General features: G+C 42.3%; 14 protein-coding genes. 13 read left to right on the forward strand and 1 reads right to left on the reverse strand.

The features are described from left to right. Positions 1 to 1,439: 1,439 nt before the first annotated feature. The 13 genes from ACE1AT_RS19395 (at position 1,440) to ACE1AT_RS19455 (ending at position 11,881) form a co-directional block, all read left to right on the forward strand. Positions 1,440 to 3,299, forward strand: coding sequence for a fatty acyl-AMP ligase (locus ACE1AT_RS19395; protein ID WP_374871235.1), 1,860 nt, complete (start codon positions 1,440 to 1,442; stop codon positions 3,297 to 3,299). A gap of 95 nt (positions 3,300 to 3,394) precedes the next feature. Beyond that, positions 3,395 to 4,243 carry a class I SAM-dependent methyltransferase gene (locus ACE1AT_RS19400; RefSeq protein ID WP_374871237.1) on the forward strand — a complete coding sequence of 283 codons (849 nt, stop codon included), beginning with the start codon at positions 3,395 to 3,397 and terminating at the stop codon, positions 4,241 to 4,243. A gap of 41 nt (positions 4,244 to 4,284) precedes the next feature. Further along, positions 4,285 to 4,542, forward strand: a complete 258-nt coding sequence (locus tag ACE1AT_RS19405; RefSeq protein WP_374871239.1) for an acyl carrier protein — start codon at positions 4,285 to 4,287, stop codon at positions 4,540 to 4,542. 197 nt (positions 4,543 to 4,739) lie between these two features. Beyond that, entirely contained in the window at positions 4,740 to 5,408 is a 669-nt protein-coding gene (locus ACE1AT_RS19410; RefSeq protein WP_374871241.1) for an acyl-ACP desaturase, read from the forward strand. A gap of 233 nt (positions 5,409 to 5,641) precedes the next feature. After that, positions 5,642 to 6,562 (forward strand): fatty acid desaturase family protein, encoded by a 921-nt coding sequence (locus ACE1AT_RS19415; protein ID WP_374871243.1) that lies wholly within the window; start codon positions 5,642 to 5,644, stop codon positions 6,560 to 6,562. A gap of 8 nt (positions 6,563 to 6,570) precedes the next feature. Beyond that, a complete protein-coding gene (locus tag ACE1AT_RS19420; RefSeq protein WP_374871245.1) occupies positions 6,571 to 7,341 on the forward strand; it encodes a sterol desaturase family protein in 771 nt (256 codons plus the stop codon). Between the two features lie 79 nt (positions 7,342 to 7,420). Further along, positions 7,421 to 7,729, forward strand: coding sequence for an Mpo1-like protein (locus ACE1AT_RS19425; RefSeq protein WP_374871247.1), 309 nt, complete (start codon positions 7,421 to 7,423; stop codon positions 7,727 to 7,729). Positions 7,730 to 8,033: 304 nt separating this feature from the next. Continuing rightward, positions 8,034 to 8,474 (forward strand): hypothetical protein, encoded by a 441-nt coding sequence (locus ACE1AT_RS19430; RefSeq protein WP_374871249.1) that lies wholly within the window; start codon positions 8,034 to 8,036, stop codon positions 8,472 to 8,474. A 285-nt stretch (positions 8,475 to 8,759) separates the two neighbouring features. After that, the gene (locus tag ACE1AT_RS19435; RefSeq protein ID WP_374871251.1) at positions 8,760 to 9,197 is read left to right on the forward strand and encodes an ester cyclase; all 438 of its coding nucleotides are present in this window, start codon (positions 8,760 to 8,762) and stop codon (positions 9,195 to 9,197) included. Between the two features lie 224 nt (positions 9,198 to 9,421). After that, the gene (locus ACE1AT_RS19440; protein WP_374871253.1) at positions 9,422 to 10,096 is read left to right on the forward strand and encodes a transglutaminase family protein; all 675 of its coding nucleotides are present in this window, start codon (positions 9,422 to 9,424) and stop codon (positions 10,094 to 10,096) included. A 151-nt stretch (positions 10,097 to 10,247) separates the two neighbouring features. Next, entirely contained in the window at positions 10,248 to 11,135 is an 888-nt protein-coding gene (locus tag ACE1AT_RS19445; RefSeq protein WP_374871255.1) for an alpha/beta fold hydrolase, read from the forward strand. 123 nt (positions 11,136 to 11,258) lie between these two features. Continuing rightward, complete coding sequence (locus ACE1AT_RS19450; RefSeq protein ID WP_374871257.1) at positions 11,259 to 11,732, forward strand: acyl-CoA thioesterase; 474 nt, start codon at positions 11,259 to 11,261, stop codon at positions 11,730 to 11,732. Between the two features lie 11 nt (positions 11,733 to 11,743). After that, positions 11,744 to 11,881, forward strand: coding sequence for a hypothetical protein (locus ACE1AT_RS19455; RefSeq protein ID WP_374871259.1), 138 nt, complete (start codon positions 11,744 to 11,746; stop codon positions 11,879 to 11,881). Positions 11,882 to 11,956: 75 nt separating this feature from the next. On the opposite strand, the gene ACE1AT_RS19460 is transcribed toward ACE1AT_RS19455, so the two are convergent. Beyond that, entirely contained in the window at positions 11,957 to 12,667 is a 711-nt protein-coding gene (locus tag ACE1AT_RS19460; protein WP_374871261.1) for a tyrosine-type recombinase/integrase, read from the reverse strand. Positions 12,668 to 12,910 lie beyond the last annotated feature (243 nt).

Consider the following 12,910-nt stretch of genomic DNA (forward strand, 5'->3'; position numbering starts at 1 on the left):
CCAAAACTGACGACAATTAGCGTGTTAATCTTTCCCAAACCGTACTACATCGCTTCTAAGTCTTGCTATTGTCTGCTTCTAGCTCTTTTTCTCTCCCGACAATTACCCTGTTAACGACGACAACTATCGTGTTAATCGACACCAGCTCATCACATTTTTCCTCTTTCTACATGAAGTCGCTGGTAGCTTATCACTGTTTATTTTATTTACTCACACCTGTTAAAAATTCCTAATCCTTTTTCTTTCACAGAGATCATTAAAGCGATCGCACTCACATTTTATTCTTTACAGACCCTCAAAGCGATCGCGCTCACATTTTATTATTTGCAGATCCTTCAAGCGATCGCTTTTCTACTCCATTTTCCACTTTTTGATCACTTTTATCTTAAATCTAACTAGTTGTTGCTACTTAAGTTTTGTTAACTTTTTACGGTCTTAATTACCCTCAAACCCTTGCCATGCATCTATCCTACCTCTTCACCCTTTTGTTAAGAAAGATGTGACTAATGCATAGGAGTTATTAATTATTCTGATACTTTTAAGTTGAGAGGAGAAAGAAAAATTTTATAGGAATGGACTTCTACCATCTTCCCAAACGTGGCAATAGAACTCCACATAACCGTTTAAATTCTGGTGGTGGCAGGTATTTTACCTGTTCGTAGCTCATTGCTCTTTGTTTTTTGACCTGTATTTTTCATGCTTACACTATTCATGCAAGAGGTCTATTGTACCTTCGCTTCAAAAACGCTCAAACTTATATACAGCAAAGTTTTTCAGATCCAGGGTGCAGGTTTTTACTTGTATTTCGGCTCAACACCTTGTTTAGTAACAGCATTTTATGCTACTGTTTCAATGGCTAGGGTTTCTTGACGCCCACAAATAATTTCATATCAGACCAAAATTAATTACAAAGCTTATTAAGTACAAAAATATCTGTCAAATGAATACTGGTGTGTACATACAAGGTATAAACTTTTGATAGATTACTTAGACTAAAAGCTAAACCAATTGAGGAACACATTCAAGATAATAAGCAGGAAGAGCCTGTAAATGTAACGTAGTAGTCTTTCTCTTTGTGTTTTTTATGCTCTAAAGGATTTGGTTGCTTGAATTTTAAGTTATGGTGGCTGCAGCTTAACCCGACCAAGAGCCAGATGCAGCATTCCCGCCAACCTTGCTATGTCAACGAGAGGTAATTTATTATGGCACAAATTAAAAGGGAATGGGCAACCCCATACCTGAAAGTTGGGGATTTAAACAAGGACGTATTGAAAAATTGCGGCAAGTCGCCTCGCTTCAAATATTTCTTCTTCTCGATTATTTCTATTTCTGTCACCCGGACACAATCAGCCATCTAAATGTTATGAATCAAATATTGTTCTATGGGGTTGTGAAGTATATCGCATCCTTTTTGCCCAATTTATAGGTAAAAGCACAATATGACTGATTGCGATACCTTAGTGGATCTTTTGCGGTTCAGAGCACAACAACAACCTAACAAATGTGCCTACACCTTCTTGGTCAATGGTGAGACAGAGATAGTTCACCTAACATATAAAGAATTGGATCAACAGGCTAGAACTATAGCTGCTTTTCTGCAAAAGCTAGAGCTTAAACAGGAGCGAGCAGTGTTGCTTTATCTACCTGGGTTGGAATACATTGCAGCCTTTTTTGGGTGCTTATATGCCGGAGTTGTGGCTGTACCTGCCTATCCACCTCGACCTAACCGTTCTATGTCTCGCCTTCAAGCGATCACAGTAGATGCCCAGGCAGCAGTTGCGCTCACCACTACATCCTTGTTAACAAATATTGAAAGTCAGTTTGCTCAGAATGCAGAGAGGACTGCCTTACGCTGGCTAGCCACGGATAGTATTGCCAGCGGCTTGGCAGAGGCATGGCAGGAACCAGAAGTGAGCAGAGATACCCTGGCTTTTCTCCAGTACACATCAGGTACTACGGGGATGCCGAAGGGAGTGATGGTCAGTCACGGCAATCTACTGCACAATTTGGCTCTGATACATAAGTGTTTCGAGCATAAGCCTGACAGCCAGGGTGTAATCTGGTTGCCGCCGTACCACGATATGGGGTTAATTGGTGGAATACTACAGCCTCTCTATGGTGCTTTCCCGGTCACGCTGATGTCACCGACAGCCTTTGTCAAGAAGCCTTTCCGCTGGCTACAGGCGATTTCCCGCTACAAGGCTACTACCAGCGGCGGACCTGATTTTGCTTATGACCTCGCCTGTCGTCAAATTACTCCTGGACAGCGGGCTACTCTTGACCTGAGTAGCTGGGATGTCGCTTTCACAGGAGCTGAACCCGTCCGAGTCCAGACGCTGGAGCGTTTTGCCGCTACTTTTGAACCTTGTGGCTTCCGCCGAGAGGCATTTTACCCCTGCTACGGAATGGCTGAGGCAACTTTAATTGTGTCTGGAGGTTTGAAAACTGAACCGCCCATACTTTGCCAAGTCAAGGGGACAGAACTGGAGCAGAACCGGGTAGTGGCTGCTACTGATAAGCAGGAGAGCAATCGAGTGATAGTGGGCTGTGGTAGAACCTGGTTAGACCAGAAAATCGCCATCGTCGATCCCGAATCCTTATCCCTTTGCCCTCCTGGACAAGTGGGAGAGATTTGGGTATCAGGTCTGAGTGTAGCTCAGGGCTATTGGAATCGACCGGAGCAGACAGAACAGATTTTCCATGCCTACCCAGCGGATACAGGAGAGAGACAGTTTCTGCGTACGGGAGACTTAGGATTTTTACAAAATGGTGAGCTATTCGTCACTGGTCGCCTTAAAGATCTAATTATCATCCTAGGTCGTAACCATTATCCCCAGGATATTGAGCAAACAATAGAACAGTGTCATCCAGCACTGCGTCTAGGTTGTGGAGCAGCCTTTTCAATCGAAATAGCCAATCAGGAAAGGTTAGTGATTGCCCAAGAGGTAGAGCGAAATTACCTCCGGAACCTAAACGCTGATGAGGTGTTTAAGGCGATTCTTCGAGCAATCTCAGAACAGCACGATCTACAAGTTTATGCGATCTTGCTGCTCAAGACTGGAAGCCTTCCCAAGACTTCCAGCGGCAAAATTCAACGCAGTGCTTGTCGATCTGGATTTCTAGCTGGAAGCCTGGATGTGGTGATGGATTGGAGTGTGAATCCTCAACACAAAACCAAATTCCAATGTCTGAACGCGGAAGTAGAATCCCTGTTGCAACAACTACAAAAAGAACCGCAGCAAGGAGACTTATCAGGAAGTAGCAATTATAACGCTGTTACTAGCCCACACGAACTTTAAGTTGTCGGCATCATGACAGAGCTAGCCCACAAAAAGCTGTATGGAAGATAACAAGCGAAATAGCAGATGAATTGAATAAATTGGAGATTTTTACATTGTCTACGCAAACAGAAATAGCAGTTTCCTACGATGTTTCAAATGATTTTTTCCGGTTATGGCTAGACAAACGCATGATCTACACATGTGCTTTGTTTGAAGGAACTGATGATTTGGAGACTGCTCAGTTTAACAAGCTCAAATGGTTTTACGAAGCGGTAAAAGCCACCCCAGACAAGCGGCTGCTGGATATTGGTTGTGGTTGGGGGGGTACATTAAAGTTCTTTTCACAGGAAATGGGAGTTAAAGATGTAACGGGTATTACTCTCTCGCGTGCTCAATTATCTGAAATTCAAGCTAAACCGATTCCAGGTTTGTCTGTTGAATGTGTGTCATATAAGGATTATCAGCCCAAAAGAAAGTTTGATGGAGTGGTCAGCATTGGCATGTTTGAGCATGTTGCTACACCAGAACAAGCACGTACTGGTGAACATATCTCGATTTATCGAGACTACTTCCGCCGTACTTGGGAATGGACAAACCCTGGTTCTTGGTTCGCTCTCCAAAGTGTCATTAGCTTGAAGGCACCGAGAGAGCGACACGATGTACGGGAAATTAGTTGGGTGACATCCACAATTTTTCCTGGAGCAATCACACCACGTTTGGAAGCAATTGTGGCTTCCGTTAACCCTTACTGGGAAGTCATGGAAGTTAAAACTCGGCGAGAACACTACGCCAAAACTACGGCAGAGTGGTTACGACGCCTCAGGAATAATGAGGCGGTTATTCGGGAACACTGGGGAGATGCGAAATATGAAGAGTATCAACGGTATTTGAGCGTCTGTGTACGGGCATTTGAGAAAGGCTACCAATCTCTGGTGCAGATTGCCTTGCGCCGAGTTGACTGATACTGAAGTTTACCAGAATTTTCTTAAAAGCAGTAAAAACAATGACAAACAATGAAATTTTAGCCCTGCTCAAGGAAGCTTTCGAGTTTGCGGCTCCGGAACAGATGCAGGTAATGGAAGCATTGACAATGGAAAGCACACTCGATGAGTTTGGTGTCAGTTCAATTGTTGCTTTAGAGATGGCAGGATATATCGAAGAGAAGCTAGAAATTCAATTTCCAGATGATGAACTGGCTCAGATTGGCACTATTAAAGGCTTTGTTAATTTGATTCGCGAACACGCGAAAGCCTTGGCATAAAAACTATCAAGGAGATCAAAATGGGAGCTTCATTGACACATCGAGAAAAGATGTACCGTGCTTATATGGAATTCTTTGATGTTGCAGAGCGCAAGCGACGTTGGCATCCCTTGAACGACATTCCCTGGGAGAAGCTCGATCCCTCAAGGAATACAGAAGAGAAAGCCATCTGTGCCGAGACATTTTGTGGAGTCGAGTTGTACGTTCCAGACTATACAGCAAATGGCTTTAACCTAACACGCCCAATTTTTGGACATGCTTGGTTCCAAGCAAACTGGGGTTATGAGGAGTCAAAGCACGGACTGACCTTTCGTGAGTACCTCATTCGCTCAGGTCTACGTACAGAAGAACAATACACAGAGTTTGAACAGCAAATTTTTGCGAAAGTCTGGAACCTGCCGTTTCATACGCGGCGACAGATGACCTGTTATGGGGCACTGCAAGAGTCAGCAACATTTCTCATCTATCGTACTCAGTTAGAGAAAGCACGGCAAGAGAACGACGAAGTACTAGAGAAAATATACTTCTATGTCAGCCGGGATGAAGCAGCGCATATGGGTTTCTATATCAAAGTTCTTCAATTTGAGATGGAAGAGGATCGAGAAGGAACCTTAGCTGACTTAGCGCATGTCGTTTATCACTTTCAAATGCCAGGAGTTGGATTAATTCCAGAGTATGATCGGCGTCTTGGGATTGATGGCGTGGGAATCAGCTCCCAGCAATTTCTTCAGCGAGGCATTTTTCCACTGCTCAAAGCAGTAGGAACGAACCGTCAAGATCTAGTTCGGTTACTACACAAGAAGAAAGCTGAGCCGCCTAAAGTGAATCTCTCCTTGGAGAAGGTAGCAATGGCTGTAGTGGGCTAAGTTCCTGAATAGTAAGTAATCGCGCGGATGTTCTTCCTTGAATGTTCGCGCAGAGTTACCCAACAAGGCATTGAAGTTAGTTTTTATTGCGTAAGGAGTTGATTATAGTAATGCAGGCAATCAAAAGACCTTCAATCCCAGCAGAATGGTACCGACCCTCACTTCTGGGTACCACAATATTTATTGTCTACGCTGTAGCCTTGTTCCTTGTGCCAGCATCTTTATGCAGAATAGTGGCAACATCCGTTGACTCTGTGATACTCAAAATTATGCTGCTCATCCCTTTAACAATTATTGCTGGATACGGCGTTCTCCTTGTGGGAATTATAGGTCATGAAGGCTTTCACCTGTCGCTGCACAGTAATAAGTTGGTGAGTGGAATATTGGGACTTTTCTTTGCATCTGCGGTAGTGACATATTTCGACATGGGGGCCATGATGAGGCACTGGAGTCACCACCGTTTTACGAATCAGCCTTCAGATCCCGACATTCAACTACTCGCACCTTTAAAAACATGGTGGCAGCGGCTATTGTTTGCTCGTTTGCTTCTCAATTTTCATCATTTCAAGACAACCCTGAACACAGCATTAGGTCGTCCTTGTCCATTTCCTTACATAATGCCCTTTCAACTGGCCACAGTTAGTAAGCTTTGTTGGCTTAACTTTGCCTTTGCTTTATTTTGGATTAGTCTTTATGTGGGAGTAACTTTGTACGCTCCACTCACAGGCTTATTTTGCATTGCCCTGCCTATGATCGGTTTGTTATTTGTATCAGGATGCCAGTCCTATATTGATCATGCTGGCGCGAATGATGACATATTTCATAATTCTTGGAGTCGGACTTCTCCAATGATGACAGCTTTGTATTTTGGTACTAATTATCATTTAGAGCATCATCTCTATCCTGGGGTTCCTTGTTATCGCTTGCCTAAAATTCATAAATTACTAAAGGAAAGCGGATTTTATGAACAAGTCAAGCCAACGATTGAGCCATCTTTTTTCGGCGCGTACAGCAGGCTTGCTTCTGACTTTAACGTAGGCAAGAAAGATAGCAGTTTCGATCCCTTTGAAGTAGCTACCGAATCATCCGCTACACCTTGTGAGAGAACAACTATTATTGACACAGCGTCCCACAATTACTCCCTCAAAAAATGAAACTAGACATGTTTACATCTGAGTTACTCAGCGTACTGCTGTGGCTGGCCTTTGGAAAGTTTCTGATTGTTGGCATATTGATGCTGATCAAAAACTTGCCCTCGATCCAAAAACTTCGTGTCTATGATATTGAAGTGCCCCAAGAGCAGACAGTTAGGGAACTGAAAGCTGCGTGGGTTGTACTCACTGATGCGATGGTTCTTGCCATCCTAGTATGGTTGGGTCTGATCAAGCTCTCGCCAGAATCTTTTGGAAATATCCTCCTGACCTTTTTAGTTTTCTTTATCTGGGTTGAAGTGTGGTTCTATTGGACTCACCGCTGGATGCATCAGAATGATTTTATGTGGAAAATCCACGAGCATCACCATTTGTCCCTCATTAACCAACCCCTGACAGCCATCTCGTTTTCTTTTATCGAAAAATTTGTGTTCTATACCTGTGGGTGGTTCTTATTACCGACTTTACTATCGTGGTATATCCCTATATCCGCCTATGGTATTGCCGCCTACTTCACCTGTTACTACATCGCCAGCCCAATTGCTCATTCCAATATGGAATTCCTGTATTCTTTACTCAAGTATCTACCATTTGGGATGAGCAATCTTTCTTCAAGTGCTACAAGTCATGGAATTCATCATGCACGCTGCGATGTAAACTTCGGCCTGATCACTTCCGTCCTGGATTGTATTTTTGGGACTTATGCACAGGACACTGAAAAAGTTAAGAAAAGATTGTACCTAGGTCAAAACCTGACAAGTCTGCAAGAGATATTGGAATGATTGATCCCTGCTTTCCCTGTCTCATTCTTAGCAGACCGTAGAGAATTATTAGCGAATATTTACTGAATTTTCAGACCTTATGAGCGCACAGAAATTTAATAATTTTTCTGAATTTTACCTCTTTTATCTGTCACAACATACCAATCGCACATGTAGACGGTTGCACATCATCGGACTGCTCCTGAGCCTGACAGTCTTAATCGTAGTGGTGGCTACTGCTCAATGGGCATATCTACCAATTCCACTGCTGATTGGGTATGGGTTCGCCTGGATTGGGCATTTCTTTTTTGAAAAGAACAAGCCAGCCACCTTCACCTACCCACTTTTGAGTTTTTTAGGCGATTTCAAGATGGTCAAAGATATTTTGACTCGGAAAGTAAAGTTCTAAAACACTAAAACCACAGAAGACCTACAATCAGCTGATACTACCAACGGCTAAAAACTTAGCTTTTGAAAACAGGTTTTGGGCTTGATTATTTAACAAGGTTTTAGACGCTCGGAAAAAGTTTAAATCTTCACCGTGTGCAGTATGCAGTAGCTCGACATATGCTAGACTCTCAACCATCAAATTCTAAATTGGCAACTCAACGTTATAGACGAATAGCACGCTCAATAAGTGCAAACGAAGAATTTTCAGAGTTTTCGATGAATTAACTCCCTCACCCCTGATATTTAAATGAGGAGAAAACTGAATGAACACTTACGCTAAATGGTTTAGTCGCGTTACCTGGCTTGGCATTATCGCTAACATGTTTTTTGTGATTTTCGGTTGTTTCTTTCCAGAGTTTCTTCTTTCATTACTTCAGATGCACATTCCCTCACCAATTATTTGGGTTCGCATATCTGCTATGTTGTTATTCATTATTAGCGTTTTTTATATCCCTGGTGCAATCGAGCCCTACCGCTACATTGCAACTGCCTGGATTTCTGTTTTTCCTTCTCGCATATTTGGTTTAACGTTTTTTAGCTGTGCAGTTTTATTTTTTCAACAAGATAAGGGATTTTTATCAATCGTGGTGATGGACTTGTTCTTTGGCGTTGTTGAAGCCATTCTCCTAACATTAGCTGTCCGAACAAAAGATGTGATGAGCATTAAAATTGATGCTGTTGGCAAAATATGTGATGAGCATTAAAATTGATGCTGTTGGCAAAATATGATTTAATACTTTAAACCCTAATTTTTTTGTTGGTTGGATTAAGTCAAGGAAATGCAACATCCTCTAAAATAATAGGTTTAGCAAATATTCTAATGTTAAGAAATTATTCGCTAACAGTATCCAAAAGTTGAACCATCGGTAGAGTATATCGATACGTTCAAGGAATAAAATCAGTGCATGATAAGCAAAATAAAATTCCGGCTTTTTTATATTTAAACCAAGGTTTTTGTATTTTCTCATAAGTAAAAGGAGAATAAATTTATGTCAACACTAACTACTACTTCAGCAGACGGAAACAAAGCTAACTACCGTCGCTTTATTGAGGAGATTTGGAACCGAGGGAACTTCGACCTAATTGACTTGTTGATTACTGATGATTACATTGCTCACGATCCTGCTTCCCCCAATATTGGGCGAGGCTTGGAAAGCCTGATACAACGTGCTAACCCTTACCGCAAGGCGTTTCCCGATCTCCATATCACAATCGAGGAGATAATCGCTGAGGATGATAAAGTGGTAACACGCTGGTCATCAAGTGGCACACACCAGGGTGACTTTCACGGCATTCCTCCCTCAGGCAAGTTAGTTACCTCTTCAGGTATCAACATTTCGCGCTTTGCCAAGGGTAAGATTGTGGAAGAATGGACAAACTGGGACATTATGGGATTGATAAAACAGCTAGGTGGAATTTCGCAATAGGCAAGCACCTGAGTAATCGTGGCAAAGCTAGTTCCAAAAGACTTGCTTCACTCGGATTACGCCTAACACGAGTTGCGCCGGAGTGAGGCAAGCTGTTATATCAATTGTTTCAAAGACTGTACACCCGCTCACTGAATTCTTTTTTAAGCTGCTTGTCGGCTACAATCATAAGAGACTTTGGATATACGAGCCATTTTCCGTTAAGCTTTATGACAAAATGAAACATGTCAACTACAATGAACTTAACTGCGCCCACTCAAACAATTGAGTCAACACACCCTACTGTAGTGGACTTCGCGCATCAGCATTCTGGAGGAGTTGGTTCAGACATCGAGCAAGCTGTCAGGTTGTATTATGCGGTTCGAGACGTTATCCGCTATAACCCGTACCGAATTGATCTGACAATAGCAGGGATAAAAGCAAGCACTACTCTGCTAAACAAGCGCGGATGGTGTGTATCCAAAGCTATACTATTAGCCGCCTGCTGCCGATCCATTGGTATTTCAGCTAGGCTCGGATTCGCTGATGTACGGAATCATCTATCAACAGCCAAATTACGAGAGAAAATGGGCACTGATATATTCTATTGGCACGGATATACTGAGATACTACTTGCTGGAAAATGGGTGAAGGCAACTCCAGCCTTCAACATTAAGTTGTGTGAGAGATTTCGTCTATTGCCTTTAGAGTTCGACGGGCAGAACGATTCGCTTTATCATTCGTACGATACGGAAGGACATCGGCACATGGAGTATGTGGAATACCGAGGGGTATATTCAGATCTACCCTTGAACGATATCATCCAAACATATCAGGAGAAATACGATGCTACAAATGAGAAGTCAGAGTTAAACGTGGAGAACTTTGACGAAGATGTTGAACTTGAAAACCAGGGATGAGTAACACTGAAAAATCTCAATGAAATTGTGTTTTAAATTTCGATGTCTATAGCAAGCTCACTTGTGACTTTAACGTAGGCAAGAAAGATAGCAGTTTCGATATCGGCAATTTTTAGTATAGGCAATTTCTAGCTTGATGAAGTAAGTATTTATGCCGTTCCAAAGATTTCAAGAGGAAACTCTTACTATAGTTGCAGCTGATGGTCGCAAGTTATCTGCCAGGTGGTGGGCTGGAATAAATGCCTCAAAATACAGTGTAGTCTTCATTCCAGCTTTAGCCGCTCCCCAAGGATATCTCCGGTGGTTTGCGGCATATCTTGCGGCACAGGGGTGGGGAGTACTGACGTTTGATTATCGTGGCATAGGTGCGTCGAAAGATGCTCAGTTCGACTTCACTGTTACCCTAGATGATTGGGTCAATCTCGACATTACAGCCTCTGTTGCTGAAGTCAGGCGACGAACCGGAACACAATTTTTAGGAGTGATCGCTCACAGTGTCGGGGGTCAGCTATTGGGGCAGAGCCCAGTTCGCGAATATATTGATGGTGCATTACTTATATCTGCACAACGGGGTGTACCCAAGCTGTTTCAAGGGATGGCACGTATGCGAACCCACTATGCTTACATGGTTTTTCCACTTCTAATTCGGATTTTTGGTTATTTACCCGTTACAAAATATACATTGCCGCAAGCGTGTCCCAACCAAGTGCTGCTGCAATGGATAAGGTGGGGACGGATTGGTGTATTTACAGATGTTAATGGTGAGAATGTTGAACCTAGATTCGCTGATTATAAGAGTCCCTTGATTACGATTACAATTTCGGATGATGACTATGCGCCTGGTGCTGCCGTTGAAGCCTTAGCGCGTCTTTATGTAAAAGCAACTGTACGTCATGAGATCATTAGTCCTCAGAATTATGGGCTGGAAAAGATGGGACACTTTGGGTTTTTTCATCGCCGAGCGCCGCAAAAGCTTTGGTCTCAAGTGGAAGGATGGTTAAAACAGCTCGTTCTGGAAGCAGATTTGACCAAATCTTAATCGTCCTGGTTAAGTCTAAATCAAGATAGTTACCTATCAAATCGATGACTGAATGAGTAAAGTTGTTGTTCAACAAAATAAATCTTTTTGTTGCCAAGCGTCTTTCATCAGATTGAAGAACTAATGATATTGCAGCAACCATTTATCTTTTCCTTAACTGTGCAATTTGAAGATGTAGATGCTAATGGAGTTGTCCATCATCCTAATTACTTAAAATACCTAGAAAGAGCGCGTTCCTATGGCATGAAAAAATCTGGCTATAGCTTGGAAAAACTCTTATCTTCTGGCTCGGCGTTAGCTATCTCAGAAATTCACGCTAACTATTTACGTCCAGCCCTACTTGAACAGGAATTATTTGTGATTAGCCAGGTAAGTGATATAGGAAAAAGCAGTTTGAAAATTTACCAATCTATAACTTTGCAGTTACCTACAAACGAAGCTATGGAGATGGCTAAAGATAGGATTTTTTCTTTGCCGGAAACTATATTTTCGGCTCAACTCAGGCTCGTATGTGTCAATTTAAAATCTGTCAGAGCTAAATCGTTACCGCCAGAACTAAAACAAGCAATCAAGACGTTTAATCACTCATATCAATAAGTAAACGGCTTATGCCAGTATTGGGTGAATTAACCTTGGAGTTACAGCGTACACCCAGACGTGCTGCTCGGAGTGCGACATTAAGTGTGCGAGTGACAAAGCTATGGTTGCAACCACCAGCATCGCTTCAATCTCAGTCAACGGGGTAGTGTTACGGAAGCTGCGGCCAGGGGCAAACTAAACTGTTTAGTTTAGAGATTGAGCATTAAAATAGTACATAGGTATTATACAGGGAACTTTCCGATCACAGAGTCGTATTCTTTTTGGGCTTCTCCTATGGACAATCGTGAGTAAACTTCCAGTGATTGCCGGGACGAATGTCCAGAGTAAGGTTGAATCAGTGCATCATCAATTCCTTGCTTTTTCAGCCACGTTAGCAGGAAATGTCGCAGTCTATGAGGAGAGATGGCTCTGTTTAGTCCCGCAGCTGTTGCATACTTTTCTAAGATTTTTCTCACACCTCGGTCACTATACTTGCGTTTCCATGATGACTCAAACAGATAAGTTGCATCCTTGCGTTGCATAGAGTCCACGTGCATCGCCAAAACTTCCTTAAAACTAACAGGAAACGGAACAATTCGGTCTTTGCTCCCTTTGCCTTGATTAATGCGAATTTGGCAACGAGCAAAATCTAGATCTTCTAGACGAATGTTAATTAATTCGCTAACTCTTACTCCTGTATAAAGTAAAGTTTTTATTAGTACCATATCTTGCACATTGCGAGTGTGCCAAACAACTTCATAGTACCGTTGAATTTCTTCTTCAGTTGGTACATCAGGTAATTGTTTGGTTGATGTTTTGGGAACTGAAATTTCTAATTCATCTCGCAAATAGCGAAATACACTTTTTAAGTAAGTATAATCGGGATTTTCTGAGCGAAGATATTTGGCTAATTCATGAGCTTTTTTCTTGGCTGGAGTTCTAGGATTATTCATGCAGTCACCTCCAACGATTCATGGTCAATTCGTAAACGTTCTTCAAGGTCTAAGCAGAAAGTACCGTAGGGATTGACATGACTGTAAAATAAAGGTGTTAAAGCAGGGTAAGAGCATCTCAATTAGGCTTGACATAAGGAATTAGAAGAATCTAATGTAGAGTCAAGAAAACAACAACTGAGAACCCGAAGCATATAATTGTTATCCATAGCAGTGCGTTTCATTTTTTGACGGAGACTACGT

It is taken from the genome of Pelatocladus sp. BLCC-F211 (assembly GCF_041928655.1).
Classification (GTDB): domain Bacteria; phylum Cyanobacteriota; class Cyanobacteriia; order Cyanobacteriales; family Nostocaceae; genus Pelatocladus.

Coding starts and splice junctions, on each gene's coding strand:
- ACE1AT_RS19395 (WP_374871235.1), top strand. CDS start 1,440: ATGACTGATTGCGATACCTTAGTGGATCTTTTGCGGTTCAGAGCACAA.
- ACE1AT_RS19405 (WP_374871239.1), top strand. CDS start 4,285: ATGACAAACAATGAAATTTTAGCCCTGCTCAAGGAAGCTTTCGAGTTT.
- ACE1AT_RS19420 (WP_374871245.1), top strand. CDS start 6,571: ATGTTTACATCTGAGTTACTCAGCGTACTGCTGTGGCTGGCCTTTGGA.
- ACE1AT_RS19425 (WP_374871247.1), top strand. CDS start 7,421: ATGAGCGCACAGAAATTTAATAATTTTTCTGAATTTTACCTCTTTTAT.
- ACE1AT_RS19430 (WP_374871249.1), top strand. CDS start 8,034: ATGAACACTTACGCTAAATGGTTTAGTCGCGTTACCTGGCTTGGCATT.
- ACE1AT_RS19435 (WP_374871251.1), top strand. CDS start 8,760: ATGTCAACACTAACTACTACTTCAGCAGACGGAAACAAAGCTAACTAC.
- ACE1AT_RS19440 (WP_374871253.1), top strand. CDS start 9,422: ATGTCAACTACAATGAACTTAACTGCGCCCACTCAAACAATTGAGTCA.
- ACE1AT_RS19445 (WP_374871255.1), top strand. CDS start 10,248: ATGCCGTTCCAAAGATTTCAAGAGGAAACTCTTACTATAGTTGCAGCT.
- ACE1AT_RS19450 (WP_374871257.1), top strand. CDS start 11,259: ATGATATTGCAGCAACCATTTATCTTTTCCTTAACTGTGCAATTTGAA.
- ACE1AT_RS19455 (WP_374871259.1), top strand. CDS start 11,744: ATGCCAGTATTGGGTGAATTAACCTTGGAGTTACAGCGTACACCCAGA.
- ACE1AT_RS19460 (WP_374871261.1), bottom strand. CDS start 12,667: ATGAATAATCCTAGAACTCCAGCCAAGAAAAAAGCTCATGAATTAGCC.